Below are 24646 nucleotides of genomic sequence, written 5' to 3'. Positions count from 1 at the left end.
CGGGAAGTCCGTTATTTTAACCTGCCCGCCACTCAAGGATTGCCGATGGATGCTGTTCGCCCCGTGTTTTATGTGTCCGATGGCACCGGCATTACCGCCGAAACCATCGGCCACAGCCTGTTGACCCAGTTTGCGGGCCTGCGGTTTGCCACCGATCGGCTGCCATTCGTGGATTCGCCGGACAAGGCACGCGAAGCCGCCATCCGCGTGCGCGCCGCGGGTGAGGCCGCCGGTGTGCGCCCCATCGTGGTCAACTCCTGCGTGGACGCGGAGCTGAACACGCTTTTGGCCGATAGCGGCGCACTGATGCTGGACATATTTGCGCCATTCATCGCGCCACTGGAACAAGAGCTGGGCCGTAGCCGCGAAGCCCATATCGGCCACGCCCACGGCATCGTGGATTTTGATACCTACCATCGCCGCATCAATGCGATGAATTACGCGCTGACTCACGACGATGGCATGAAACTCGACTTCAGCGATGCCGACGTGATCCTGGTTGCCGTCTCCCGCGCCGGCAAGACGCCCACCTGCGTGTACCTGGCCCTGCAGCATGGGGTGAAAGCCGCCAACTATCCGCTGACGCCGGAAGATCTGGAGGCCGAACGCCTCCCGGCCAAGCTGCGTCAGTACCGCAGCAAGCTGTTCGGGCTCACCATCGACCCGCATCGGTTGCACCAGATTCGCCAGGAACGGCGGCCGGATTCGCGCTATGCCCAGCTGGACACCTGCCGGCGCGAGGTTGCGCAGGCCGAGACGATGCTGCGCCGCGAAGGCATCGAGCTGCTCAGCACCACGCACGCTTCGATCGAAGAAATTTCCAGCCGCGTGATGAAGTATTTGGGCATCAACCGCGAGATGTTCTGAACCACGGCCAGCCACCTCTTCCAAGCTAGGCCTGCGCCGGGTATTCGTCAATCCTGCCGCAGTGTGATTTGCGCGTGTAGGATCAAACCATGAGCCTTGCCTTTGCCCGCCACAACACACTACCCACACTCAGCCGTTTTGGTTGGTTGATGGGGCTGTATTCCGAAAACCACACGCGCCTGCAACGCCTGTTTGAAGCCGGTGAACTGGCCTGCGGCAATTATGTTTCATCGATTGGCGATGGCCTGGATGTGCACATCGATGTCATCGAGCAGCACGCCTACACCACCGAGCTGCGCATGAGCTACGGGCTGGTGGATCCACACACCGGCATGGTCGATCCTTCCGCCAATCTGCGCCTGTACCACGATGCCAAACAAGTTGAAGCCACCCATTGCTACGCAGGAAGGCGCTGGCAAGACGTCATTGGCATGTATCCACCGCCACAGCGCATCCTCAATCACCGCCTGCGGATGAATACGTTCCTGGGTAAATGGCTGCAATATTTGGCCGAACAGGGGCATGGCGTGACCACCTTGCGTGGATTGGATGATGCGCTGCAGAAAAAATATTGAAAAACGCTTGACGCCTCTGGGTTTACCCCGCAGAATGCGCGTCTTTCCAGCCCCGTGGGGCCATAGCTCAGCTGGGAGAGCGCCTGCATGGCATGCAGGAGGTCAGCGGTTCGATCCCGCTTGGCTCCACCACTTTTACAACTTGTTTCCGGTTTTGTCCCCATCGTCTAGAGGCCTAGGACATTACCCTTTCACGGTAGCGACCGGGGTTCGAATCCCCGTGGGGACGCCACTTCAGAATCGGAACATGCAAGCAACGCGTAAACGGTCACCGCAAGGTGGCCGTTTTGCTATGGGCAGAGCGATGGAGTGATTCAGCCAGTCGTCGTGATCACACGCTCAACTGGCCCGCCCAGCGGGGCACAGGTTACGCGTCCTTGTTATGCCGCCGCAGCAGGCGCTGCTTCTCGCGGTTCCAGTCGCGCTCCTTGCTGGCTTCGCGCTTGTCGTGGCTTTGCTTGCCACGTGCCAGTGCCAACTCGGCCTTGACCTTATTGCCCTTCCAATACAGCGCAGTGGGTACCAGTGTGTAGCCATCCCGCTGAACCCGGCCGATCAACATGTCGATTTCGCGCCGGTGCAGCAGCAGTTTGCGGGTACGGCGGTCATTGGCTACCACATGAGTGGAGGCTTGGATGAGTGGTGTGATTTGCGCGCCAATCAGAAACAATTCACCTTGCAGCACCACCGCATACGCATCCACGATATTGGCGCGACCAGCGCGAATGGATTTCAACTCCCAGCCCTGCAGGGCGAGGCCAGCTTCGAATTTTTCTTCTAGGCTGTATTCATGACGGGCACGCTTGTTCAGGGCGATGGTGCCGCCGCCGTTTGGCTTATCCTTGGCATTCTTCTTGTTCATTCCGTTATTCTCGCTGATTCGTCCACGCTGCGGGGCAGTCGGCTTGTCTGGATCTTTCGATGCCTGTTATTCAACGTAGTGCCCTTGTTGAACATTCCGCCGCGCACATGTTCGCGTTGGTCAATGATGTTGACGCGTATCCGAGCCGGTTCGAGTGGTGCCATCAAGCCCAGGTAATGGAATCCAGCGAGCTGCGCGTGTTGGCACGACTGGAGCTGGGCATCGCTGGCTTCCATACATGGTTTACCACCGAGAACCAGCTTAGCCCGCCGCACCATATCGACATGGCGCTGCGCGATGGCCCGTTTCGGCAGCTGCTGGGGCGTTGGGAATTTCATGCGCTGGATGAGTGTGCGTGCAAAGTCATGTTGCGCCTGGATTTTGAACCGCAAAGTCGGCTGTTGGGGCCAGCTTTGGCCATTGGAATGCAAAGCTTGGCCGATCGCATGGTGGATGACTTCGTGCGCGAAGCGGACAAAGGTTCACGCTGATGCAAGTGCAGTTGTTGCGGGCTTGGCCCAAGCGTGCCGACAGCATGCTGGTTGAGGTAAACGAAAATGCGTGCGTAGCCGATGCTCTGGCGGCAGCCAACTGGCAGCTGGATACAGAGTTTGTTGCGATTGCCGTGTTTGGGGTGGCCGCGCAAGCCGACACCCGCCTGCATCCGGGTGATCGCATCGAACTGCTGCGGGCACTCCTCATCGACCCCAAGCAGGCGCGCCGATTGCGCGCTGAACGCGCAAAGCGGCGTTAGCGGCGTTTTTTCTTGTCTTTATCCTTGGCCAGATTCGGGCCGAAGTAGCGCACCGAATTTTTAGCCAACTCGGAATCTTGCTCAGGGAAGTAGTCGCCTTCCCAGCGGGTCAGATTGCCGTTTTCAAACCACAGGGTCATGGTTTTGACCTGCGGCGCGCCGTGCCGGCCGATGCGCTGGCTGGCCACGTAATCCCAACGATTGTGGTGGAACGGGTCTTGTACCGACGGGCTGCCCAACAGTGTCATCACTTGATGCTGATCCAGCCCAGCCTGCAGTTGGTCAACTGCCGATTTTTCCAGCAAATTACCCTGGAAGATCGGCTGGCGATACAGCATGCCGCAGCCGCTGACCAGCAAGGTTGCAAGAAGGAGGGGGATCAGCTTGCGCATCGGCAGGGTGTGGGCAGTGGCGGAAGTGCCGATGATACACTCCCGCATCGCCACCACGCTGCCTTTGCCTGGATCTGCGGCAAGCCGTTGCCGCAAGTCCATTCACCCGGCGTTGCATGTCGCATGACATCTGAGGAAGGAAACCATGTCGCAGGATCTTCGCAAAGCGGGCTTGAAGGTGACCCACCCACGACTGCGCATTCTTGAGTTGTTGGAGCATGCCAAGCCCCGGCATATGACCGCCGAGGATATCTACAAGCAGCTGTTGGCCGAAAGCGAAGACATTGGCTTGGCCACCATCTACCGCGTGCTGACCCAGTTCGAGTCGGCCGGTTTGGTGCTCAAGCACAATTTTGAAGGCGGCACCGCTGTGTATGAGCTGGACCGTGGCGAGCACCACGACCACATGGTGGATCTGGAAACCGGCAAGGTAGTGGAGTTTCATAGCGACGAAATCGAGGTTTTGCAGCAGAAAATTGCCGCTGAACATGGCTTCGAAATTGTCGATCACGCCTTGGTGTTGTACGTGCGCAAAAAGCGCTGACCCAACGCCGGTCAGCGCGTTGCACTAGGCCGCTCATGCAAGCGACGCTCACAGATCCAGGCCGCTGCGGCCAGTACCAACCAAGCCGCCAGCCATGGCCAGGCGCGGCCACGTTGTGGCATTGCTTGCCCCCTCCGCGTCGGCGCATGCGTTGATTGCAGCGCCAACTGCCGGGTGGCTTGTTGACGCAAACTCAAGCGCCATGCAAGTGCAGTGCGTTGCTGCAGGGCGAAGTAGTGCAGTGGCTGCGCGATCTGCTGCAAGCGCTGCCAGCCGGCACGCTGCGGCCACTCGGCAATGCAGCGACCGGGGGCCGCCGTTGGGCCAGGGTGTTGTGGCGCAAGCGTCGCCGCAGCGGTTATTGCGGGCAGCGCGCAGACAATGACCCGTTCGCCCACCCATGCAGGCGCCGACGGCGGTAACAGTGGAGCGCTCTCTTGACTGCGTGCGAGCGTTGCAGTGATTTCACTCCATAACTGGGCATGCCGCTCACCCATACCTTGCAACACCAGTGGATACGTTTCAGAAATGGGGAGCAGCCCAACCCGACCACGCCCCAAGGCGCGCCATAGCCCCAGTGGTTGGCCGTCTGTGTCGCTTAGCAAACGCGCGCTGGTAGTGGTCGAATCTGTCACTCGGTAGCTGGGAAGTGCTGGTAGACCGGCAGCCAGCGAAACGGTTTGCGTGGCATCGCCAGTGGCCAGCGCAAACCCCCACTCGCGCAGGCGTGCGCGTAGCGCAGGTGCAGGTGCCGCATCCAGTTGCAACAACACGCCAAGCCCCTTGTGCATGGCTAACGTCAGCGCTCGCACTTCACTCGCAGGCAACGCTTGCAGGCTGCGGGTATCCAACAGCACCAGATCAAACGCGCGCAGGCTGTCATCAGTCAACGCGATCGGCGCATCGCCCAAGGCGCTGCCGCCACCGACCGCGATTCGCGTGTGCATGGCGATTCCAGCATCTTTCGCCCAGCGCCGCAGGTATTTAAGTTCCGGATTGGGCGCGCCAGCCAACACCAGCAGGCGCAAGGGCGTTGCGGTGACAACCTCCATCGGCAGCGGCACGCTGTCTTGCAGCGTGCCGGCCACATCCAGTACGCGCAGGGTGTAAGCCGTCAGGCCGGCCTCGCGAACGGCCATTTGCATCTCAAACCATCCATCGTGCGCCAGCGGGCTGCGTTGCACGCGCTGGTTGCCGGGATCCAGCAGTTCCACCGTGCCAGCATCAACACCTTGCACCCGGCCGCGCACACGCAGCGCATTGCCCACCGCCACGCGAGAAGGCACATGCAATGCCACCAGGCCTGCCGGTAGTGGCGCCGGGATGAAGTCAATCTGATAGCCATGGGCGGCATCGCGATCACGGGCTTCCAGCCCGTGGCCGAGGATATGCAGCAAGGTGATCTGCGGATGCCGACGCAGTGCTGTGGCAAGGTCTGGCGCGCGTTCAGCAGACGCCGCGGGTTCGGCTTCCGGCAATGCAATGCGTTGACCTGACAGATTAGCGGCAGCAGCGCTGCGCCAACCTGCGGTCAATACGACCAGACTACTACCAGTCTGGGCCATGTGCAGTGGCGGAAATAGCCCGAAATACAAGGCTGTGGCCAGTGCCGGCTGCAATGCCAACAAGGTGACAAGCGCAAGTCGAGAGCGTTGCGCACGCTGCCGCCACACGCGCGCAAGCGCAAATACACAGGCCAATGCCAGCACACCGGCCGTTAGTACGGGCAGGGTCGGCAGGTTCATTGGACTGCCTCTGCCTGTAATGCATCCAGGTAGCGCTGACCTTGCGGCGTCGCCGGTTCGCGGCGCATGGGTTGCGCGGGGGGTAGCGGCAAGAGTGGCCACAACTGGCGTTGCAGTTCGCTGCGGCAACCGCTGCAAGCAGGATCACGACGCACTGCATCCAATGCCACTTGCAGTGACAAAAGATCGTCTTGCTGTGGTGGATGGCTGTGCAGCCACGTATCAAAAGCTTGCAGGGGTAACGCAGGCGAAGAAGAAGGTGAAGGTGAAGGTGAAGGTGACGGTGCGGCCAGGGCTTGCCAGAGTGCACTGATTGCAGAGGCCTCGGTGGTGGCTGTTTGCAGTGCATCGGCCCGTGACGCAATGCCATCACGCTTGCCGCCCATGCGCCGGCTTTCATCTATCGGCGGCAACTGTGGGCCCACCCGCGCAAGAAAAATGCGGTCCGCCTGCTGGACTTGCTTGATATAGCCCAATGCCTTGTAAGCAAACGGTAATGCGCGATCGGGCTGGCCTTGCCGTAACTGCAATTCCGATTGCCACATTTGATCCAATGCTTGCTTGAGAATGGCGCGTGTTTCCGGGTCCAACAAGGTCGCGGCTTCGGCGATGTCATGGGTGTGCCCGAAATTTTCCAGGAGGTGATCAATCTGCCCGAACACAGGCGCAGGTGGGTTCGGTGTTTCATGGCCGTGATCGTCATCGACAGGTACGTGTTGGTCTTGTGCGGCATCGGCAGTGGGCGACAGCTTCGGTCCGCCTTCGGCTTCCTCACCTAGGAACTGGCCATAGCGCAGGCGCAAAATGCGTTGATCTACGCCAATCGCATCGGATTGCTTCAAGAACAGCTCCGATGCCAGCATGCGTCTTTTTTTCTGTAGTGCTTCAGCATCCAAAATGATTTGCCGTTGACTGCGAAAATAAGCCGGTAGCACGCGTCGCACCACGCCTTCGATGCCGGCGCTTTCCATTTCAGGTTTGCGACTCATGCGCAAAATCACACTGGGGCTGCGCGTCAGTTGGGGTTGCGGGCGGCGGTTGTCGGACACCTCCAGTTGCACGATCAAGTCATCGCCTTCCGCCATGCCCAACGCAGCCAGATCCAGTCGGTGCGCAAAGCGGCGGTGCTGTGCGCCGCCTTGGCCTGTCAATACGAGGCGCTGCTCATGAAATGCAATCGACTCACCGCTGCCTTGCGCCAACGTGATGCGCAAGCTGGCTTGTGCCAGAACCCCATAATCATCGCGCGCATCGAAACTCACATCCCAGTCGGGTTGCCCAACCGTGGCCAGACTAGGGCTGTGCGCGGGCTGTAGCACGTTGACTTGCGGCGCCAGGTCCGCGACCACATCAATACGATGCAGCTTGCCGGCATCCGGGAATTTGCCGTCAACTTGCAAGCGATACAGGGTGGGGGCTGGCAAGGTCAGACGCGCTACCCATGCTGCGCCATTGGGTTGCAGTGGGATTTCCCGTCCATCCAGCAACACCAGCGCAACTTTCGTGGGGGCATGGGAGAAGTGCAACGACCATTGCACGATTGACCCAACCGGAACTTTCAACGTGAGAGTTTGCACACTGCGGATCGGCAAGCCCGTGTACCCGGGTGGCGTGATCTGCAGGTTGATATCCTGTAAAAGTGGTCCCTCAGTGGAATGTTGCACGGCTGGTTGAGCAGTGGCTTTATCGTTTGGCAAATCTGCAGGCCACTTCGCAACGGTAATAATGAAAACCAATGCAATTGCTGCAGACCCCAGCAGTGATGCCATCGGCCACGGCTTGCGCAAATCCACGGGGTAGTCTTGTAGTCGTTGCACAAGACGTTGTTGCTGCAAGCGTTGCAGTGGGTTGAGCGCATCGTTGGACAACAGCAAATCGGCGCTGTCCTCCATGTCGCTGCGATGTGAATTCAAATTGCGTATCAGCCAATGGATGTCGTGCTTGTGCCACAGCCACCATCCGATGACCGCACTTGCCAGTAGCGCAAAACCACCAAGGAATAGTGCAAGGCGCGGGCCCAACAGATGCCACGCCATCGTGCAGGCAGCAGTGCACCACGGGACCAGATATCCCAGCCAGATGCCGATGTTCTGCAGCCTTGCCGCACGCCACGCGTTGGCGGGAAGCAAACTGCGACTCATGCTTGCTCCCCACGCCTACCGGTAGCCAGCCAACGCTCACTCAAGAACACTAGCGCCAGCACCAACGCCAGCCACGGCTGCAGTGAATAAGGGGCTTGTGGATAGGCGTTTGCACCAGTCTGGGGCCGATAAGTTCTTGCATCTGCAGGGATGGGTGCAACACCGGGTGCTTGCAGTGCATCGTGCAGGTGTTGTGGAAATTCGGCGTTCAACAGCTCCGCCATTTGTGCTGGTTGCAGCGGCCGGGTGAAACGCAACAAACGGCCTTTGCCATATGCGATGGCTTGCAGAAGATCAATGCCGGCAGCATTTTGCCAAAGCGAAACAGGATGACGAGACTGCGGCAGCGCATGGCTGGAGTCGAGTATCACCGTGCCGCCATGTGCGACCCACTCCAACAAGGTCGTGGGCAGTGGGTCGGACACAAACCAGACCAGCACAATTTGCTGATTGTTCGGGAATGCTGCTGAGCTCGCCGTGAATTCTGCAGGTGTTTGCCATGCGCGGCTTGCAGCATGCAGATAACCGGCCTGCGTGCGATGTGCTGAATCAGATCTGATTTGCAAGCGAGGCGCGGCCAGTGCGGTGACCATTGGCGTTGATGGCGGTGCGCCGGCAACGATGCGCCAATCCACACTTCGCGAAAGTATGGGGAGCCGCGCATCAGCACCATCGAACTGCGTGGTGGCCAGTACGACTAAAGGTGCCTCGGATGGCAGCTCGGCATCCAGTTGTCGCAGCAAACTGGCAATGGGTTGCGCATCCGCTGGTGGGTCGCTGTCCAGGCTAGGGAAGCCAACCGCCAGCCAATGCTTGCGTGCATTTGCGGGCAACGCTTGCATGGCCACCGTTGTGGCGGCAACCCCAGGCATGACCGCTACATAAGTACGTCGATCTGGCGCGCCATGCAGCACTGGTTTTGCCAGCCATAACGCCAACAGTGCGAGCAATAACAAGCGCACAAGCAGTAGCGGAATATCATCTAAACGAAATCGGCTGCGTGGTTTTGGCTTGCTGCCAAGCCAGCGTAATGCGGCAAAATCCAAAGGCTGCTGTTGTTGCCGTCGTGCCAGATGGATCAGTAGTGGAAGCAGCAGGGCAAGCAGCGAAAAAAGCGCGCTTGGCAGTAGCAAACCCGGGTTCATGGCCGCGCGTGCTTGCCAAACAACTGTCGCAATGGGATATCCAGCGGGGCATCCAGCACATGGCGCACATGCACGATACCGGCCGCATCCAATCGCGCATCCAGCATCTGCAATGCCCGGTTGAACTGCTGCAGAAACTCTGCCCGCATTGCTTTGCCATCACCGGAGACGGTCTGGCCTGTTTCAGGATCATGAAACAAATGACCTCCGGTAAATGGAAAGTCACGCTCTTCGGCGGTTAACAGTTGAATGAATATGACCTCGCGGCGCGCAGCGGCAAGACGTTCTGCCAACGCAATGCAGCCATCATCGAAACCATCACTGAGCACGATAACCAGATCATCGGCAACAATGCGCTCCCAGACTGGGTTCAAACGCTCACCCTGCGGGAAGCGCGCCTGTGCTGTCAGCGAATGCAGTGACAACCAGAGACGGTCGCGCTGGCGCGGGCCGCTGCTGGCAGGGAGTAATTGCACGCCATCTTCACGCAATGCAATCAACCCGAAGTGGTCACCTTGCCGCAAAGCCAGTTCAACAACGCAGGCGGCCAGACTTTTGGCGGCCTGCAGACGTGAAAACCCGGGCTTTGCTTGATCGGCTTGCGCCATCGAAGCACTGGCGTCGAGCAGTAACCACACGGTCAATGGGCTTTCACGTTCGGCCTCGCGTACAAAAAAACGATCCGAGCGTGCGTACAGCTTCCAGTCGATCTGGCGCAACTCATCGCCAGGCTCATAGCTGCGATATTGCGAAAACTCGAGCCCGGCGCCACGGTTGTGGCTGGCATGCAATCCAATCCCTTGCGCTGCACGGGTGCGCTGTGCCTGTAATCGCAGTTCGTTCAGACGACTGCGTACATCCGGTGGAATCAAAGCCTCTGGCATGCGTTGCATCAGGTGGCGGGGTAGGGCACTGCACGCAGTAAAACTGCGATCACATCATCCGCCTGTTTCTGTTCGGCTTCCGCCGCAAACGAGAGCAACAAGCGATGGCGCATGACCGGGGAGGCCAGTGCAATCACATCCTCCCGGGTTGCGGCAAAACGACCATGCAGTAGCGCCCGTGCTTTGGCTGCCAGAACTAGGGATTGCCCAGCACGCGGGCCAGCACCCCAGCGCACATACTTGCGCACATCGTCGGTTGCCAACGCATCGCCGGGGCGGCTCGCGCGTACCAGCCGGTTGATCCATGTGAGCAAGTCGCTGCCTACATGCACATCCCGCACATGGGCTTGCAGTGCAAGAACCGCCGCGCCCTCCATCACGTTGGGCACCTGGCCACCATGGTTGCCGGTAGTTTGGCTGAGGATGTCGCGCTCTTCCTGTTCACTTGGGTAGCCCACGCGCACATGCAACAAGAAGCGATCCAGCTGCGCTTCCGGTAGTGGGTAGGTACCTGCCTGCTCCAGTGGATTTTGTGTAGCCAAAACAAAAAATGGGGCTGGCAAGGCATAGGTGGTACCGGCGTAGCTGACAGTGCCCTCTGACATGGCTTCCAGTAGCGCAGCCTGCGTTTTTGGGGGCGTGCGGTTGAGCTCATCTGCTAACAGCAGGTGCGTGAAAATCGGCCCTTTCTGGAATCGAAATGCACGCTTGCCCGTCCCGTGATCTTCTTCCAGCAACTCGGTACCCAGAATGTCACTTGGCATGAGATCCGGGGTGAATTGCACACGCCTGAAGTCCAGGGACAGTGCTTGCCCCAGTGAACGCACCAATAAGGTTTTACCTAACCCCGGCACGCCTTCCAGCAAGCAATGGCCACCGGCCAGCAAGCCAATCAGAAGTTGCTCCACTACGTCATGCTGGCCCACGATGACATGCGCAATGGCGTCGCGCAGCTGACTTAGCTGCGCAAGATGTTGCTGCATCATGGCTTCATTGCGGGTGTTCGCATTCATCCGGATTCCGTGCTCAAGAGGTCAACGCATACATCACGATATTGACCGCAAACTTCGTGTTGTCTTCCGCCAAGAAGCGCTTGTTGCGCCAGTCGTAATCCCATTCGCAACCATAGTCTTTATTGCTATACAGCACGCCCATCCGGCCATTCACTTCAATACTGCGCAAGTAGTCATGTACCAAGTCATCGCCCCAGCCGTTGAGCTCGAAACCGGTGGCTGGCGGGCCGTCCGGGAATTTGAAGAAACTTGAAAATAGCGGGTGCGTGTTGGGCAGTTTTTTGAGTGCCGACTTGCCGAAGATACTGGCCATCTGCGCTTCAAACGATTTGGCAAACAAGCCATCGATGTCGTGGTTGCAATCATCCACCAGTACAAAGCCGCCATTGCGCACATAACGTTCAAAGTTGCGGCGTTCAGCAGGGTTGAATTCCACCAGCTTGTGGCCGGCCAGATAGCAAAACGGAGCTGCCAGCAGCTTCGGGTCTGCCAATGCGACGACATGCTCCCTGGGGTCAACCCGCAAATTGGTGTAGTCAATCAGCGCAGTGATCAGATTGGATGGCATGCGTGCATCCACATCCCAATCACCGGAATCATATCTGAGCCGGGTGAAGTGGAAATCGAACCGGCTGGCAGCACGCACCGACGGCAACAACAGTGCCGCCGATGCGCCCAGCGCCAAACGCAAGAACTCGGCGCGGGTCACGCCACGTCCTTACACCGCATCCGACAGTGATGTGAAGGTGAAATCACGCAACCGCATCGGTGGGATCATCATCACCATGCTGGATTCATCACCCGCCACTCGTACCGGCTTGCCCAGCTCATCAATGTTGTTGAGCATGATGACTGGGGATTCGTTGAAGCGGAAATTCTTGACCGGGTATTTGATCTCGCCATTTTCGATGTAGAAGGTGCCATCGCGAGTCAGCCCGGTCAGCAGCACGGTCTGCGGATCCACCATGCGGATATACCAGGTGCGTGTCAGCAAAATGCCCTTGCTGGTGCCTTTGACCAAATCGGCAATTGACTTGTCGCCACCACGCATCAACAGATTGCCTGGACGCGCATTGGGCTGTTTGCCTTGCTTTTGTGCCCAAAAGCGCGAATACGACAAATTGGCAATTTTTCCATTCTGGATGATCGGCAGTTTGGTGCGTGGCATGCCCTCGCCATCCCACGGCATCACCGGTGCCTCGGGGTGCCAGGGGTCGGCAACGAGATTGACCTGTGGATCAAATACCAACTCCCCCAATTTGTTGCCACCACCTTTCTTCGACAGGAAGCTGCGACCTTCATCCGCACTGCGTGCATCAAAGAAATTCATCATGAAGCTGATCAGGCCTGCGGCGGCGGCGGGCTCCAGGATCACGGTGTATTTGCCAGGCTCCAGCGCTTTGGCCTCCCGTGAGGCGAGTGCCTTGCGCTTGGCGATCTCGATGTCATGGCTGGCCTTGAATGTGGCGGCATCTTCCAGGGCATGACCTACCCAGCCTGAGCCACGTCCATCCTCGGTGCGCACCGTGCAGGTGTAGTTGAAGCCGGTTGCTTGCTGATAACCGAAATTGCCTTTGCTGTTGGCGAATGCCACAAAGCTTTGGCCGTCTTCCAGAAAGCCAGCTGCAATCAGCTTTTCCGCTTTGCAGGGGTTGATGGAGTCTGCCGCAACCTGCGCACGAAACTCCGGGGTAATCGCCGCCGTATTCGCGTTGAAGGTGTTGCTGGGCGTATAGGTTTGCTTGTCGATGATGGGCATGAACTCGGGGTTTTCCGGTGCCAACCGTGCCAGGTCTTCGGCACGACGTACCACGCGCTGCAACGCGGCATCATCGAACTCGTTGATGCTGGCCATGCCACTGCGCTTACCAAATGCAACAGCCACGGACAGACTGGTGTCGGTGACTACACCGCTGGTAGAAATGTTGTTCAGGGCAAAACGGATGTTGCCTTCGATGGAACCTTGCAAGGTGGCGGTGCATTCATCGGCCTTGGATAGCGCGATGACCTTGTCCAAAATGGTCTTGGCTTGCGCTTCGGTGAGGATACTCATGGGTCTTGCTCTCCTTGCGCCGATCAGCCGAGGCTGCGAGCAGTGTTGATGACGTTGATGCCGTTGAAACGTGCGGTGGCCGAGCCATGCGAGACAGCCGACACTTGCCCCGGTTGCCCCTTGCCGTCGAAGAACGAGCCGCCCAGCCGGTAATCGCTTTGATCGCAGACGGCAGCGCAGGCATTCCAGAATTCCGGTGTACGGATCTGATAAGCCACATCCTCAATTTGCCCGGTGATCTTGCCGTTCTTGATTTCATAGAACAGCTGACCGCCAAATTGCGCGTTATAGCGCTGTTGGTCAATCGAGAACGAGCCATCACCAATGATGTAGATGCCATTCTCCACACCCTTGATCATCTCGGCCGGGCTGAGCTTGTCGCTACCTGCTTTCAGCGACACATTGGCCATCCGTTGGAACTGCACGCTGCTCCAGGAGTCGGCATAGCAACAGCCATCGGATTCGGTTTTGCCCAGGATGTGCGCTTGATCGCGAATGGTTTGGTAATCCACCAACTTGCCGGCTTTGATCAGATCCCATTGCTTGCACTTCACGCCCTCATCGTCCCAACCCACTGCACCCAACGAGCCAGGCTGGGTCTTGTCGGCAACGATGTTGACCTTGTCGCTGCCGTATTGGAAATGCGCCTCGCGCTTGTCCATGGTGGCAAAACTGGTACCGGCATAATTGGCCTCGTAGCCCAGCACACGGTCCAGTTCCAAGGGGTGGCCCACGGACTCATGGATGGTCAGCCAAGTGTGCGAAGGATCCAGCACCAAATCATATTTGCCTGGCTTGACCGATTTGGCCATCAGTTTTTCTTTGACCTGTTTTGCCGCCGCAATGGCATCGGCCTTCATGTCATAGGCATTGCGATAGACCACCGCACCACCTGGCAACTCAAACCGCTCGGCCGGATCCGGTTCCAGGTATTCATAGCCCATGCCGCGTGGCGAGGACAGGCCGGCACGTGAGCGGAACTTGCCGCTGGCTTTGTCGATGACGGTAACGCCCATCGGTGCCCAGATGCGGTGCACATCCTGGTCGATGTAAGAGCCATCGGTGCTGGCAAAATATTTTTGTTCGTTGATTGCAAACAGGGTGGAGTTGACGAAGCTGGCACCTGCCGCCATCGCCGCCGCATTCACGCCCAACAACAGATCTGCTTTTTCTTTGATCGGTACAGCCATCGCGTTTTTGCGAATGGGGGTTTTCCATGCCACTTCACCATAGCTGGGCGCTTTCGCCAGTTGCACCGGCACGGTTTGGAACTTGGCATTGGCCTTGGCAATCGCGGCGGCCTGTTGCGCGGCGCGCACAACACCAGCTTGGGACAGCTCATTGGTAGCGGCAAAACCCCACGCGCCATTGGCGATGACGCGAATGCCCACCCCGGTGGACTCGCCATTCATCACACCTTGCACCTTGTTCTCACGGGTCATCACCGCTTGTCGCAGATAGCGGCCAATACGCACATCGCAGTAGCTGGCGCCTGCAGCCTTGGCGGCGCTCAGTGCGTCATCAGCCAAGCGCTTTTTCAATGCCGGATCGATGGTTTCCAGTAATTGCTCGGCAGCAATGGCGTTGCCAAAGAATGAAGGCAACAATAAGCCGCCGGCGGTAAGCCCAGATAGGGCAAGAAATTCACGACGATGCAAGGCAGTTCTCCACCAGTTGAGCCCCGCAGGGCAGGAGGTCGATCTGGGGTGACACGTCCGGCAATCCCCGCCTGATTCTTACCGGTAAAAACGCAAACCTACATATGCCTTTTGTCATGTGGCTGGTGAATTGCGGGACGATGCGAGTTCAAAACCAGAACCGCAAGCCCGCCACCCAGCCGCTTTCGTTCGCAGTGCCGCCGGCCGCTTCGGCTAGAGATGCGGTGCGCCCATGTTTTTGCGCCCATGCATAGCCAATGTACGGTGCAAACTCGCGCCGGATTTCATAGCGCAGACGCAGCCCGGCCGAGGTTTCCGACAGCCCTGCGCCGATTCCCCGCGTGCGATCATCCCGGCCATGGAAACTGGCTTCGATGCGGGGTTGCAACATCAGTTTGTTGGTCAGCAGCATTTCGTACTCGGCTTCCGCGTGCAGCAGACTGCGACCGCCACTACCCAGATAAGCGGTGGCCTGCACCTCGAATTTGTAGGGCGCAAGTCCCTGCACACCCACGGCCAACCAATCGCGGGCCGGCCCGTGACCGCTGTCATGGCGCACGCCGGCCACTACATCCCACCACGCATTCACGGGCTTGCCCCACAACGCTTCCAGACGGGCGCTGGTTTTGCCGTGGGTGCGCTCGCCTTCGCTGCGCAGCCAAAGCCGGCCACGGTCATGCCCAATCCACGCGTTGCCTGACCAAGCCAAGGCATCGGCTTGTGTCCATTCGAAACGGTTGGCCTGCAGCATCCACAGCAACGGATCGGCGTGGTCGTGATGGCTGCGCAGCAGCGGGAACGCGGCAGCGCGATCGGCATCGGTAAGGGCAGGGGGGCGATAGCCAGATGCGGAAAGTGATGCCGGCTGCGCGCTGGATTGGGTCTCTGTCTCCGCGGGTTGGCGAAGCGCGGCGTGCGCGTCTTGTGCTTGCGCCTGCGCCGGCATGGTGTGATGCGTGTGCTCCTGCGCGAAGGCCGTGCCGATGCACAGCAGCAGAGGCAGCGCGATGACGTTGCGCATACTCATTCCTCCACCCGCATTTCACGCATCATGCCACCTTCCATATGCAGCAGCATGTGGCAGTGGAATGCCCAACGGCCCAGCGCATCGGCAGTCACACGAATGCTGCGTTTGCTGCCCGGCGGGATGCTCACCGTGTGTTTGCGCACCAGAAATTGCCCGTGCGCATCTTCCAAATCGCTCCACAGACCATGCAGGTGGATCGGATGTTCCATCATGGTGTCGTTGATCAGTACAAGGCGCATGCGCTCGCCGTATTTGAGCCGGATGGGGGCGGCATCACCGAAGCGGATGCCATCAAACCCCCACGTGAAGCGTTCCATATTGCCGGTCAGATGCAGCTCGATTGTGCGAGACGGTTCGCGGCCATCGGCAGGCGCATGCAGGCTGCGTAGATCGGCATAGCGCAGCACGCTGCGGCCGTTGTTGCGCAGGCCAATGCCGGGGTCATCCAACTTCGGCACGGGTGCCATCGTTTGCATATCCACATCCGGGTTGCGGGTTTCGCTGGCCGGGTGGGTTTGCATTGCACTGCCATGTGTCATGCCCGCCATGCCTTCCATCGCGGGCATTCCCATTGCGGCGCCGCAGGTCATTTCGCCCGCCTTGTCCATCGCGTGCCCGTCGTGACCCATATCGTCCATCGTCAGCAACGGGCGTTTATCCGGCATCGGAATTGCCGCTTGCATCCCGATGTGCGGGGCCAAGGTGATGCGGGTATAGCCGCTGCGATCCATCGCTTGCGCGAACACGGTGTACGCCACGGCATCCATGGGCTGCACGATCACGTCATAGGTTTCCGCTGGCGCGATGCGAAATTCGTCGATTTCTACCGGCTGGATCGGCTGCCCATCGGCAGCCACCACGGTCAGCTTCAAACCGGGAATGCGGACATCAAAGAAGGTCATCGCCGCGCCGTTGATGAAGCGCAGGCGCACACGTTCACCGGGGGCAAATATTCCCGTCCAGTTCTGCGCGGCAGTGTGGCCATTGGCGAGGTAGGTGTAGGTATGGCCATTGACGTCGGCGAGGTCGCTGGGGCTCATCCGCATCGCGCCCCAGGCTTTGCGGTCGGCCAACGTGGCGCGTAGGCCTCGTGCGCGGGCATCGCGCACAAAGTCGCCCAGTGTGCGCTTGTAGGTGTTGTCGTAGTCGCTGCGTTTTTTCATCCGCGCGAACAATCGTGCCGGGTCCAGATCGGTCCAATCCGAGAGCAGCACCACGTAATCATGAGCGCAGGCCCATGGATCCGGCGCAATCGGGTCGATGATGATGGGCCCCAGCAGCCCCGCTTGTTCTTGCAGGCTGGAATGGCTGTGGTACCAGTAGGTGCCGCTTTGCTTGAGCTTGAATTGATACAGATAATCGCCGCCGGGGGCGATACCGTCAAAACTCATGCCCGGCACGCCGTCCATATTGGCCGGTAGCAGCAGGCCGTGCCAATGGATCGAGCTGGTTTCCGCCAGTGCATTGCGCACGCGAATGCGCACGGTATCGCCTTCGCACCAACGCAGGATCGGGCCGGGCAGGCTGCCATTCACGGTGAACGCGTCGACCGTTTTGCCGGTGATGTTCACCGGCGTGCGCGCGATGCACAGGTCAACATCGGTGCCGGCCAGCACCGTCGGTTGGCCCGGTGATGCCAGCGCCCACAACGGTTGCAGCGCCACTGCCGCGCCACCCAGCGCCATGCCGTGCAGCAGGCGGCGGCGCGTGGGGTCATGCTGGGCGGGCATAGTCAGGCGGTGCCATCAATCAGGCTGGCGGGATAGTCCTCCGCGTTCAGTGCCGTGATGGCAGCTTCTGCGCTGAAATTCCCGCTGGCGAGGACATGCTGCTTCGCCAGATCCACGTGCACAACAGCTGCGGCATCCAGCGCCTGCAACGCACGGGTGACGGCAGCTACGCAATGCTGGCAACTCATGTTTTCAACGTGCAGCAACATGGCAAGACTCCTTGGAATGTGAAGATGGTGCGCAGTGTTCACCTTGCCATGCCGGGAAGGTCAAGCGTGGGATGATGGTTGACCTTCCCATCTTGGGAAGGATCAGAATGGCCCAGGAATTCAGTCTTGCCGGAGCCCCCGATGCCTGCCGAATCAGCCATCCATCTAAATATCAGTGGCATGACCTGCGCGTCGTGTGTGGGCCGGGTGGAAAAGGCGCTACGCAAGGTTGATGGCGTACAGGAAGCCACGGTGAATCTGGCCACGGAAACTGCCGCAGTGCAGGGTAGTGCAACCGTGCAGGCATTGATTGCCGCGGTGGAGCGCGCCGGCTACCACGCCAGCGAGGAAGACGCGACACCCGTCGCCGCGCCGCCGACAGGCATGCCCCGGGAAACCCGCCACCTGCTGCTGGCAGCACTGCTTTCGCTGCCGTTGCTTGCACCGATGCTCTTGATGCCCGTCGGCGTGCATTGGGCGCTTCCCGGTTGGGCGCAGTGGCTGCTGGCCACGCCCGTGCAGTTTTGGCTTGGCGCACGGTTTTATCGCGCCGGTGTTGCCGCATTGCGTGCACGCAGCGGCAATATGGACCAACTGGTGGCACTGGGCACCAGCGCCGCGTATGGCTTGAGCCTGTTCAACTGGCTGGCACCCAGCCAAGCGCAGCACGCTGCACCGCTGTATTTCGAATCTTCGTCGGTGGTCATCACCCTGATCTTGTTGGGCAAGTGGCTGGAAGCACGCGCCAAGCGACAAGCCACCGATGCCATTCGTGCCCTGCAAGCATTGCGCCCGCTGACCGCACGCGTCTTGCGCAGTGGTATTGAAACCAGCGTGCCGATCGCCGAGGTTAGCGTGGATGACGAAGTCATCGTGCTGCCCGGCGAACGTATTCCCGTGGATGGACAAATCCTGGACGGACGCAGCCACAGCGACGAATCGCTGCTCAGCGGCGAATCCCTGCCGGTACCCAAAGCCCCCGGTGATCGTGTGACGGGTGGCGCGGTGAACGGCGAAGGCCGCCTGCGCATCCGCACCGTTGCGATTGGTGCGGAATCCGCGCTGGCGCGCATCGTGCGCTTGGTGGAAGACGCGCAAGCCCAAAAAGCACCAATCCAGCGCATCGTGGACAAGGTCAGCGCGGTGTTTGTGCCAGTGGTGATCGCCATCGCCGGGGTGACGTTATTAGCGTGGGGGCTGGCTGCAGGGAACTGGCCGCAAGCACTGCTGAATGCCGTCGCCGTGCTGGTGATTGCTTGCCCGTGCGCACTCGGGCTGGCCACACCCGCTGCAGTGATGGCCGGTACCGGCGTGGCGGCGCGCGCCGGCATCCTGATCAAGGATGTGGAAGCGTTGGAAACCACCCGCCAGCTGCGCACCGTGGCGTTCGACAAGACCGGCACGCTGACCATCGGCAAACCCACGCTGGTGCGATTGCACGCACTGGATGGCGACGGTACAACACTGCTGGCGCTGGCTGCCGGATTGCAGCAGGGCAGCGAACATCCACTGGCAAAGGCGGTACTGGACGCAGCACACGAGCGCGGTATCGCCGCAGCCGACATCACCGCGATCACCGCGGTGGCCGGGCGCGGCGTGCAGGGCGGGCGGGGAGACGCGCGCTGGGTGCTAGGCCATGCGCGCTGGCTGGGGGAGCTGGGCGTTGACCTGACGTCCGCGCAAATACTGGCGAACGAGGCCTCGAATGCAGGCCAGACGCAGTCTTGGCTGGCGGGACACACCGAGCAGGGCTGGCACTTGCAGGGGCTGTTGGCATTTGGCGATACGCCACGTCCGCAATCCGCGCAAGCGGTGGCCACGTTGCGGGCGATGGGCATCCGCTCGCTGATGCTATCGGGTGACAACCGTGCCGCCGCTCGCGCCGTCGCCGCAGAAATCGGGCTTGCGCAAGACGACGTCCGCGCTGAACTGCTGCCGGACGACAAGCTGCGCGTGATCCGTGAACTGGCAGAGCAGGGCCCGGTGGGCATGGTCGGCGATGGCCTCAACGACGCGCCCGCGCTGGCCGCCGCCACCGTTGGCTTTGCGATGGGCAACGGCACCGACGTGGCGATGCACGCCGCTGGCATCACCCTGATGCGTCCCGACCCACGGCTGGTTGCCGCTGCCATCGATATTTCACGGCGCACGGTGCGGAAAATCCACCAGAATCTATTTTGGGCCTTCATCTACAACCTCATCGGCATCCCATTGGCGGCACTGGGCATGCTCGACCCGATGCTGGCTGGCGCGGCGATGGCGTTATCCAGTGTCAGCGTCGTCAGCAACGCCTTGCTGCTGCGGCGCTGGGCACCGCAAGCGCAGGATTGATGTGCACCCGAAGGAGACGCACCGATGACCAATAAACCCACCCGACCAGAGCTTGCCGATGCCTTGCAGCAGGGCTTGCACAATATTGGCCAAGCCGCAGCGTTGACCGGTGTGTCGGCCAAGATGATCCGCCATTATGAGAGCATCGGCCTGACCCGACCCAGCGGCCGCACCTTCGCCAACTATCGTCTTTACAACGATGCCGACGTGCACCGTCTGCGCTTCATCAAACGTGGCCGTTCACTGGGGTTTTCGATCAAGCAAATCGAAAGTCTGCTGGCACTGTGGGACAACCCGCAGCGCGCCAGTGCCGAAGTCAAACAACTGGCGCGCAGCCACGCTGCCGAATTGGCCGAAAAAATCAGCGAGCTGCAAGCCATGCAGCGCACCCTGGAGCGGTTGGCCAAACAGTGCCATGGCGACCATCGGCCCAGCTGCCCAATCCTCGATGATTTGGCGTCATCGCACTAACCCGTTGTTTTCCTACGTGAGCACAGGGCAAGCACCGACTGCCATGCTCGATCTGAAATCGCAGGCTGACAGGCAGTCCATTGGATGTGCCCGCCATGCCCAAGATGCCGCTGTGGTTGTTGCTGTTCCTGCTTTGCCTCGTACTTGCAAAACCCGCGGCAGCCAATGAGTTGTACCGATGCTTGGGTGCACACCGAGCGGTGAGCTACCAATCGCAAGCCTGCGCGACGGGGCAACGGTTGGACCGAGTGGTGGCGTATCAACGCGACGCTGCTTCAGCGCGTGCCCAGCGGCCACTTCTGACAACACGAACGCCTAGATACGTCGTACATAACCCGCGATATTTGGCCCCGCGCACCAATCGCCACACTACGGCCCGCAATCAATGCCATGCCAGCAAAGCCAAGCGTGAAGCCGCTCTGCAACGCCTCGGCATGTCCAGAACCTTTGCTCAGCTCAGCCAACTGGATGTACCTGTCCGAGCGGCCTGTCACGGGTTTTAGACAGCTGTCTGCTACGGAGAATGTGGTCATTCTGTCTGCGGCAGTGATCGGCCACCAGAGCCATGTCTGGAACACCACCGATTGCTCCCAGTGCCGTGAATGCACCGGCAGAAAAGCCGAAGGCGCCAATTCTTGTGGAATCGACATGCTTAGCACCGAGCCAGGTGGTTTGGACGTAATCCAGTGTTGCCTTGAGCTGCTGGGCAGGTTGATGCCTTTCGACGCGAAGGCTTGCAAGCTGGCGCGATGGCGTCAAAGATGTTGTTTCAAATAGGCTTCGGTGTTCAGTACATCGAAGATCAGGGATTCCTCCGCCATCCGGCGCAGGATGTACCCATGGCCTGATCCGTAGATCACCAGCACTCGGTCGGACGGCCATGCTGAAATCGATCTTCTTCGGACCCTGGATGGGGCCAAGCGCGTTGTAGTTGATCGCCACGACCGGGATGTGCAGCCGACACGCCAGCTGGAAGACAATCTGTTCGTATTCTTCTCTGCTGGCCTCGCGCTCGCCGCTGCAGGTCTTCTGCAGCACGAGGTCGATTTCTTCCTGGTCGGCCGTGTTGCGTTCGATCATGATCTTGGTGGGGCCATAGGCCTCAAGCGCTTGAGGGAATGCACGCCCGTACGCGTCATGGGCGCTATGACCACGGCCAGCGCAATGGCGGAAAGCAATGCCGCAAGCAGGAACACCGCATGCGCACCTGTCACCACCGCAGCGGTGCTGGCAGAAGCGATATTTGACGTGCCGGCGGCATGCATGAACACGGCGCCCATCAGTGATGCCCCAGTGACAAGACCCAGATTGCGCGAGAGATTGAGCAGTCCCGACACGATGCCGCGCTGACCGGGGTCAGTGCCGGTGACGACGGCGGTGTTGTTGGCAGCCTGGAAGGTGGCGAATCCGGCAGTCAGCGTGACCAGGGCAATGATGTAGCCCGTTGCACCGCTATCGGTCATCACGCGTGAGAGCAAGCAGGCGCCCGTCGCCATCAGTAGCAGGCCAACCAGAGTCATGCGCATGGCGCCAAAGCGGTCGACCGCCTTGCCTGCAGGCACCCCCGCCAGTGCCGCGACCAGTGGCCCCATCGACATCACCAGGCCGATCTTGGTCGCTTCGAGATGCAAGGCGCCGGACAGATAGAAGGGGCCCACCACGAGGGTCGTCATCGCCACCGTCGTCGCCAAACCACTGGCCACGAACCCCGTGGCAACTAGGCGCTCACGGAACAGTGCGAGCCGCACGAGCGGCGAACGCGTCTTCGATTCAACGACAAGGAAGACCAGTCCGAGGGCAACTGCGGCACCGGCCAGCACTAGGTTAATCGCACCGAACTGGCCACGTCCAAGCGTCATCGCCAGCGAATAGCTCGCAAGCCCGGAGGCCAGCAAGAGGGAGCCCAGCAGATCGAAGCCAGGCGCCGTGCCCGAGATCCGGTCGCGGGGCAGGAAGCGCCAAGCCAGCGAAGCAGCCAGCAGGCCCAGAGGCAGGTTGATGAGGAAGATCGCCTGCCAGCCAAAGTTCCCGATGAGCAGGCCTCCCAGAGACGGGCCAAGCGCGGTGCCGACGGCCGACATCGTGCCAAGCAGCCCCATCGCCCGGCCCGCGCGTTCCTTCGGCACGGCTTCGCCGACCAGCGCCATTGTCAGTGCCATCATCATGGCTGCCCCCGCTCCTTGGCCTGCCCGTGCGGCGATCAGCAGCCAGAGTGAGGGAGCTGCGGCGCAGGCCAGCGAGGCCGCGGTGAACGTCGTGATCCCGAACAACATGAGCCGACGCCGACCGAACAGGTCGCCCAGCCGGCCTGCTGACACGACCAGCGTGGTGACCGCCAACAGATAAGCCAGTACCACCCATTGCACGGACTGGAAGGGTGCATCGAAGGCGCGCACAAAGGTCGGCAGCCCGACATTGGCGATGCTGATGCCAAGCGACGAAAGCAACATGGTCAAGGCCAGGCAGGCGAGGGCACCCGACAGGGGCAAAGCGGAAGACTGCGAGGAGTGGGAGGTGTTCATGGGTCGGGAGCTTGAGCCACGCCTAGGAAAGGCGGTAGAAGCATGAATTGAAAATAATTCGTGCATGAAACGCCATGTATGACCAGGTTAGATCGTGCTATTTCTTGTGCCATGGACAGCCTCGACCTGAACCTCCTTGTTACTCTCGACGTCCTGCTCGATGAGGGCAGCGTGGTGGGCGCCGCAAAGCGCCTGCAGCTGAGCGCATCGGCAATGAGCCGGGCGCTTGCGCGACTGCGGGAAGTAACGGGCGACCCTTTGCTGGTGCGCGCAGGACGTGGCTTGGTGCCAACGCCACGTGCGCTGCAACTGCGGTGGAATGTCCGTCAGGTAGTCATCGCCGCGGAGGCAGTCCTGCGCCCCGCGCTGAAGCTCGACTTGCTATCGCTGGCACGGACATTCTCGATTCGCAGCACCGAAGGCTTCGCGGAAACCTTTGGGGCTGAGTTGATTGCGCGTGTGTCAGCAGAAGCACCGTTGGTGAAGCTCTCGTTCCTGACCAAGCAAGACAAGGACAGCACGCCCTTGCGCGATGGCACGGTCGATCTTGAGACGGGCGTGATCGGCCGGATGATGGGTCCGGAAATCCGCGCGGTGGGATTGTTCCGTGACCGCTTCGTCGGTGTCGTACGTCGGGGCCATGGCCTCTCGAAGGGGGGCATCACGCCTGAGCGTTATGCGGCTGCCCGCCATGTCGTGGTCGAACGCCGCGGCCTGCGCGCCGCGATGGTTGATGAGGCGCTGGAACGGGTGGGGCTGGTGCGTAACGCGGTGGCGACGGTCGGAGGCTTCGGCCCCGCGATCGCGCTTGCTCGCGGTTCGGACATAGTCGCAACGGTCCCGGAAAGGCACACCGCCGGGCTGTGCGATGGCATGCATCTCTTCAGGCTGCCGGTGCCGGTCGAGGACTTCACCATCTCGCTGTTCTGGCATCCAAGGCTGGACGCAGATCCCGCGCACCGTTGGCTGCGCGCGCTCGTGCTGGATGCGTGCAAGGGTGCGAAGCGCCGAACATCTTCCTGAACGAAGAAACGAAGAACCATGCGCAAGATGAAGCTGCAGTTTGTCCTGGGCGCAGATTTATCTGCTATTGCGAAGTTCGGTCCTAAGCTTGCCCGTCGAATCGTTCGCGGGCTGCGAGTCGCACCACTTGGGCGGATTGCGGACATGACCGGCGCATGCTTGCGCGGGTTTGTTCTTCCCATAGCAGGCCCAGCAGCCGTTCCGGCGTGATGTGCCCAGCCTTGCTTGGTGCGATCTGGTAGCGCCCGGAGAACCGCCAGCCGTCCCAGTTTTCCCACGTCAGCCGGAACTTGTCCTCGGCGATCCGCAGGGCGTGGTCGCGGGTCGTTTCCTGCTGGCAGTGCCAGCAGATCACGGTCATGCCGTCATGGCCTCCAAGAGGGGACCAGCGACCTTGCCGGAGAACTTCCAACGTAGCCATAGGAGAACGTCCTGCATCACGGTCAGGAAACCTCTATCGACTGACATAATATGCATTATGCGAAATTACTGGATGTGAAATTACACTGCAAAGCTGGAGCATCGGCTACACCTACAACGCGCTGGCCCAGGTGATCAGCGAAGCCGCCCCGGCCAGCGTGGCGGTGAATTACACCGTCAATGCCTTGGGCCAAACCACCGCCATCAGCGCACGCCCCGATGCTGGCACGACATACACCCTGGCCAGTAATGCCAGCTATTACGCCAACGGTGCCCTCAG

Annotated in this window: 25 protein-coding genes, 2 tRNA genes and 1 pseudogene; 11 read left to right on the top strand and 17 right to left on the bottom strand. The window is 60.2% G+C overall.

The features are described from left to right. The first annotated feature begins 45 nt into the window (after positions 1-45). From ppsR to K7B09_RS10830, 4 genes are all read left to right on the top strand, one after another. Positions 46-867, top strand: coding sequence for a posphoenolpyruvate synthetase regulatory kinase/phosphorylase PpsR (gene ppsR, locus K7B09_RS10845; protein ID WP_223629482.1), 822 nt, complete (start codon positions 46-48; stop codon positions 865-867). An 89-nt stretch (positions 868-956) separates the two neighbouring features. Further along, on the top strand, positions 957-1442 hold the full coding sequence (locus K7B09_RS10840; protein ID WP_223629481.1) for a DUF1249 domain-containing protein: 486 nt from the start codon (positions 957-959) through the stop codon (positions 1440-1442). 56 nt (positions 1443-1498) lie between these two features. Next, positions 1499-1574 (top strand) — tRNA-Ala (locus tag K7B09_RS10835). A gap of 24 nt (positions 1575-1598) precedes the next feature. After that, positions 1599-1674: transfer RNA gene (locus tag K7B09_RS10830), tRNA-Glu, on the top strand. Positions 1675-1809: 135 nt separating this feature from the next. Here the strand turns inward: K7B09_RS10830 and smpB are convergent. Next, on the bottom strand, positions 1810-2304 hold the full coding sequence (gene smpB, locus K7B09_RS10825; protein ID WP_223629480.1) for an SsrA-binding protein SmpB: 495 nt from the start codon (positions 2302-2304) through the stop codon (positions 1810-1812). Positions 2305-2363: 59 nt separating this feature from the next. Here smpB and K7B09_RS10820 point away from each other — a divergent pair, with 59 nt between their 5' ends. Both K7B09_RS10820 and K7B09_RS10815 read left to right on the top strand, forming a co-directional pair. Continuing rightward, the gene (locus K7B09_RS10820) at positions 2364-2795 is read left to right on the top strand and encodes a type II toxin-antitoxin system RatA family toxin (RefSeq protein WP_223629479.1); all 432 of its coding nucleotides are present in this window, start codon (positions 2364-2366) and stop codon (positions 2793-2795) included. Beyond that, positions 2795-3058: an RnfH family protein gene (locus tag K7B09_RS10815; RefSeq protein WP_223629478.1), complete on the top strand. Its 264-nt coding sequence runs from the start codon at positions 2795-2797 to the stop codon at positions 3056-3058. The genes K7B09_RS10820 and K7B09_RS10815 overlap by 1 nt, the downstream gene beginning before the upstream one ends. Here the strand turns inward: K7B09_RS10815 and K7B09_RS10810 are convergent. After that, on the bottom strand, positions 3055-3450 hold the full coding sequence (locus tag K7B09_RS10810) for an outer membrane protein assembly factor BamE (RefSeq protein ID WP_223629539.1): 396 nt from the start codon (positions 3448-3450) through the stop codon (positions 3055-3057). The genes K7B09_RS10815 and K7B09_RS10810 overlap by 4 nt on opposite strands. Before the next feature lie 145 nt (positions 3451-3595). Between K7B09_RS10810 and fur the strand changes: the two genes are divergently transcribed. Next, the gene (gene fur / locus K7B09_RS10805; protein WP_223629477.1) at positions 3596-3994 is read left to right on the top strand and encodes a ferric iron uptake transcriptional regulator; all 399 of its coding nucleotides are present in this window, start codon (positions 3596-3598) and stop codon (positions 3992-3994) included. 11 nt (positions 3995-4005) lie between these two features. Here the strand turns inward: fur and K7B09_RS10800 are convergent, their stop codons facing one another. The 12 genes and pseudogenes from K7B09_RS10800 to K7B09_RS10745 all read right to left on the bottom strand — a co-directional run bounded on the left by K7B09_RS10800 (position 4006) and on the right by K7B09_RS10745 (position 17599). Then, positions 4006-5739 (bottom strand): hypothetical protein, encoded by a 1734-nt coding sequence (locus tag K7B09_RS10800; RefSeq protein WP_223629476.1) that lies wholly within the window; start codon positions 5737-5739, stop codon positions 4006-4008. Then, on the bottom strand, positions 5736-7880 hold the full coding sequence (locus K7B09_RS10795; protein WP_223629475.1) for a DUF4175 domain-containing protein: 2145 nt from the start codon (positions 7878-7880) through the stop codon (positions 5736-5738). Before K7B09_RS10795 ends, K7B09_RS10800 begins: the two co-directional genes overlap by 4 nt. Continuing rightward, positions 7877-8752 (bottom strand): hypothetical protein, encoded by an 876-nt coding sequence (locus K7B09_RS10790; protein WP_223629543.1) that lies wholly within the window; start codon positions 8750-8752, stop codon positions 7877-7879. Before K7B09_RS10790 ends, K7B09_RS10795 begins: the two co-directional genes overlap by 4 nt. 42 nt (positions 8753-8794) lie before the next feature. Then, positions 8795-9025, bottom strand: a pseudogene (locus K7B09_RS13335) (BatA domain-containing protein); the annotation flags it as partial. Further along, positions 9022-9918 carry a DUF58 domain-containing protein gene (locus K7B09_RS10780; RefSeq protein ID WP_374348634.1) on the bottom strand — a complete coding sequence of 299 codons (897 nt, stop codon included), beginning with the start codon at positions 9916-9918 and terminating at the stop codon, positions 9022-9024. The gene K7B09_RS10780 and the pseudogene K7B09_RS13335, both read right to left, overlap by 4 nt. Beyond that, positions 9918-10895, bottom strand: coding sequence for an AAA family ATPase (locus K7B09_RS10775; RefSeq protein WP_374348752.1), 978 nt, complete (start codon positions 10893-10895; stop codon positions 9918-9920). The genes K7B09_RS10780 and K7B09_RS10775 overlap by 1 nt, the downstream gene beginning before the upstream one ends. 40 nt (positions 10896-10935) lie before the next feature. Then, a complete protein-coding gene (locus tag K7B09_RS10770) occupies positions 10936-11631 on the bottom strand; it encodes a DUF4159 domain-containing protein (protein WP_223629472.1) in 696 nt (231 codons plus the stop codon). Between the two features lie 9 nt (positions 11632-11640). Then, positions 11641-12975: a TldD/PmbA family protein gene (locus K7B09_RS10765; protein WP_223629471.1), complete on the bottom strand. Its 1335-nt coding sequence runs from the start codon at positions 12973-12975 to the stop codon at positions 11641-11643. Between the two features lie 23 nt (positions 12976-12998). Then, a complete protein-coding gene (locus K7B09_RS10760; protein WP_223629470.1) occupies positions 12999-14633 on the bottom strand; it encodes a TldD/PmbA family protein in 1635 nt (544 codons plus the stop codon). A 148-nt stretch (positions 14634-14781) separates the two neighbouring features. Beyond that, positions 14782-15654, bottom strand: coding sequence for a copper resistance protein B (locus tag K7B09_RS10755; protein ID WP_223629469.1), 873 nt, complete (start codon positions 15652-15654; stop codon positions 14782-14784). Between the two features lie 2 nt (positions 15655-15656). After that, positions 15657-17390, bottom strand: coding sequence for a copper resistance system multicopper oxidase (locus K7B09_RS10750; RefSeq protein WP_223629468.1), 1734 nt, complete (start codon positions 17388-17390; stop codon positions 15657-15659). Positions 17391-17392: 2 nt separating this feature from the next. Further along, on the bottom strand, positions 17393-17599 hold the full coding sequence (locus tag K7B09_RS10745) for a heavy-metal-associated domain-containing protein (RefSeq protein WP_223629467.1): 207 nt from the start codon (positions 17597-17599) through the stop codon (positions 17393-17395). A 141-nt stretch (positions 17600-17740) separates the two neighbouring features. Between K7B09_RS10745 and K7B09_RS10740 the strand changes: the two genes are divergently transcribed. From K7B09_RS10740 to K7B09_RS13360, 3 genes are all read left to right on the top strand, one after another. Continuing rightward, entirely contained in the window at positions 17741-19930 is a 2190-nt protein-coding gene (locus K7B09_RS10740) for a heavy metal translocating P-type ATPase (protein WP_317851755.1), read from the top strand. A 24-nt stretch (positions 19931-19954) separates the two neighbouring features. Next, the gene (gene cueR / locus K7B09_RS10735; protein WP_223629466.1) at positions 19955-20401 is read left to right on the top strand and encodes a Cu(I)-responsive transcriptional regulator; all 447 of its coding nucleotides are present in this window, start codon (positions 19955-19957) and stop codon (positions 20399-20401) included. 95 nt (positions 20402-20496) lie between these two features. Further along, positions 20497-20904, top strand: coding sequence for a DUF4124 domain-containing protein (locus K7B09_RS13360; protein ID WP_484600475.1), 408 nt, complete (start codon positions 20497-20499; stop codon positions 20902-20904). Here the strand turns inward: K7B09_RS13360 and K7B09_RS13200 are convergent. Both K7B09_RS13200 and K7B09_RS10720 read right to left on the bottom strand, forming a co-directional pair. Then, positions 20858-21481, bottom strand: a complete 624-nt coding sequence (locus tag K7B09_RS13200) for an alpha/beta hydrolase (protein WP_263296816.1) — start codon at positions 21479-21481, stop codon at positions 20858-20860. The two genes, K7B09_RS13360 and K7B09_RS13200, sit on opposite strands and share 47 nt — an antisense overlap. Continuing rightward, on the bottom strand, positions 21478-22923 hold the full coding sequence (locus K7B09_RS10720; protein ID WP_223629463.1) for an MFS transporter: 1446 nt from the start codon (positions 22921-22923) through the stop codon (positions 21478-21480). The genes K7B09_RS13200 and K7B09_RS10720 overlap by 4 nt, the downstream gene beginning before the upstream one ends. A 111-nt stretch (positions 22924-23034) precedes the next feature. Between K7B09_RS10720 and K7B09_RS10715 the strand changes: the two genes are divergently transcribed. After that, positions 23035-23946 (top strand): LysR family transcriptional regulator, encoded by a 912-nt coding sequence (locus tag K7B09_RS10715; RefSeq protein ID WP_223629462.1) that lies wholly within the window; start codon positions 23035-23037, stop codon positions 23944-23946. A gap of 82 nt (positions 23947-24028) precedes the next feature. Here the strand turns inward: K7B09_RS10715 and K7B09_RS10710 are convergent, their stop codons facing one another. After that, positions 24029-24307, bottom strand: a complete 279-nt coding sequence (locus K7B09_RS10710) for a hypothetical protein (RefSeq protein ID WP_223629461.1) — start codon at positions 24305-24307, stop codon at positions 24029-24031. Positions 24308-24646 lie beyond the last annotated feature (339 nt).

This window comes from Thermomonas beijingensis (assembly GCF_020034655.1).
Lineage (GTDB): Bacteria > Pseudomonadota > Gammaproteobacteria > Xanthomonadales > Xanthomonadaceae > Thermomonas > Thermomonas beijingensis.
Note: the sequence above shows the minus strand (reverse complement) of the source record. Positions and strands in the feature narration are given on the sequence as shown.

What these genes read in the sequence shown, in the direction of transcription:
- ppsR (WP_223629482.1), top strand. Translation starts at nt 46, where the DNA reads ATGGATGCTGTTCGCCCCGTGTTTTATGTGTCCGATGGCACCGGCATT.
- K7B09_RS10840 (WP_223629481.1), top strand. Translation starts at nt 957, where the DNA reads ATGAGCCTTGCCTTTGCCCGCCACAACACACTACCCACACTCAGCCGT.
- smpB (WP_223629480.1), bottom strand. Translation starts at nt 2,304, where the DNA reads ATGAACAAGAAGAATGCCAAGGATAAGCCAAACGGCGGCGGCACCATC.
- K7B09_RS10820 (WP_223629479.1), top strand. Translation starts at nt 2,364, where the DNA reads ATGCCTGTTATTCAACGTAGTGCCCTTGTTGAACATTCCGCCGCGCAC.
- K7B09_RS10815 (WP_223629478.1), top strand. Translation starts at nt 2,795, where the DNA reads ATGCAAGTGCAGTTGTTGCGGGCTTGGCCCAAGCGTGCCGACAGCATG.
- K7B09_RS10810 (WP_223629539.1), bottom strand. Translation starts at nt 3,450, where the DNA reads ATGCGCAAGCTGATCCCCCTCCTTCTTGCAACCTTGCTGGTCAGCGGC.
- fur (WP_223629477.1), top strand. Translation starts at nt 3,596, where the DNA reads ATGTCGCAGGATCTTCGCAAAGCGGGCTTGAAGGTGACCCACCCACGA.
- K7B09_RS10800 (WP_223629476.1), bottom strand. Translation starts at nt 5,739, where the DNA reads ATGAACCTGCCGACCCTGCCCGTACTAACGGCCGGTGTGCTGGCATTG.
- K7B09_RS10795 (WP_223629475.1), bottom strand. Translation starts at nt 7,880, where the DNA reads ATGAGTCGCAGTTTGCTTCCCGCCAACGCGTGGCGTGCGGCAAGGCTG.
- K7B09_RS10790 (WP_223629543.1), bottom strand. Translation starts at nt 8,752, where the DNA reads ATGCCTGGGGTTGCCGCCACAACGGTGGCCATGCAAGCGTTGCCCGCA.
- K7B09_RS10780 (WP_374348634.1), bottom strand. Translation starts at nt 9,918, where the DNA reads ATGCAACGCATGCCAGAGGCTTTGATTCCACCGGATGTACGCAGTCGT.
- K7B09_RS10775 (WP_374348752.1), bottom strand. Translation starts at nt 10,895, where the DNA reads ATGATGCAGCAACATCTTGCGCAGCTAAGTCAGCTGCGCGACGCCATT.
- K7B09_RS10765 (WP_223629471.1), bottom strand. Translation starts at nt 12,975, where the DNA reads ATGAGTATCCTCACCGAAGCGCAAGCCAAGACCATTTTGGACAAGGTC.
- K7B09_RS10755 (WP_223629469.1), bottom strand. Translation starts at nt 15,654, where the DNA reads ATGCGCAACGTCATCGCGCTGCCTCTGCTGCTGTGCATCGGCACGGCC.
- K7B09_RS10750 (WP_223629468.1), bottom strand. Translation starts at nt 17,390, where the DNA reads ATGCCCGCCCAGCATGACCCCACGCGCCGCCGCCTGCTGCACGGCATG.
- K7B09_RS10745 (WP_223629467.1), bottom strand. Translation starts at nt 17,599, where the DNA reads ATGTTGCTGCACGTTGAAAACATGAGTTGCCAGCATTGCGTAGCTGCC.
- K7B09_RS10740 (WP_317851755.1), top strand. Translation starts at nt 17,741, where the DNA reads ATGCCTGCCGAATCAGCCATCCATCTAAATATCAGTGGCATGACCTGC.
- cueR (WP_223629466.1), top strand. Translation starts at nt 19,955, where the DNA reads ATGACCAATAAACCCACCCGACCAGAGCTTGCCGATGCCTTGCAGCAG.
- K7B09_RS13360 (WP_484600475.1), top strand. Translation starts at nt 20,497, where the DNA reads ATGCCCAAGATGCCGCTGTGGTTGTTGCTGTTCCTGCTTTGCCTCGTA.
- K7B09_RS13200 (WP_263296816.1), bottom strand. Translation starts at nt 21,481, where the DNA reads ATGATCGAACGCAACACGGCCGACCAGGAAGAAATCGACCTCGTGCTG.
- K7B09_RS10720 (WP_223629463.1), bottom strand. Translation starts at nt 22,923, where the DNA reads ATGAACACCTCCCACTCCTCGCAGTCTTCCGCTTTGCCCCTGTCGGGT.
- K7B09_RS10715 (WP_223629462.1), top strand. Translation starts at nt 23,035, where the DNA reads ATGGACAGCCTCGACCTGAACCTCCTTGTTACTCTCGACGTCCTGCTC.
- K7B09_RS10710 (WP_223629461.1), bottom strand. Translation starts at nt 24,307, where the DNA reads ATGACCGTGATCTGCTGGCACTGCCAGCAGGAAACGACCCGCGACCAC.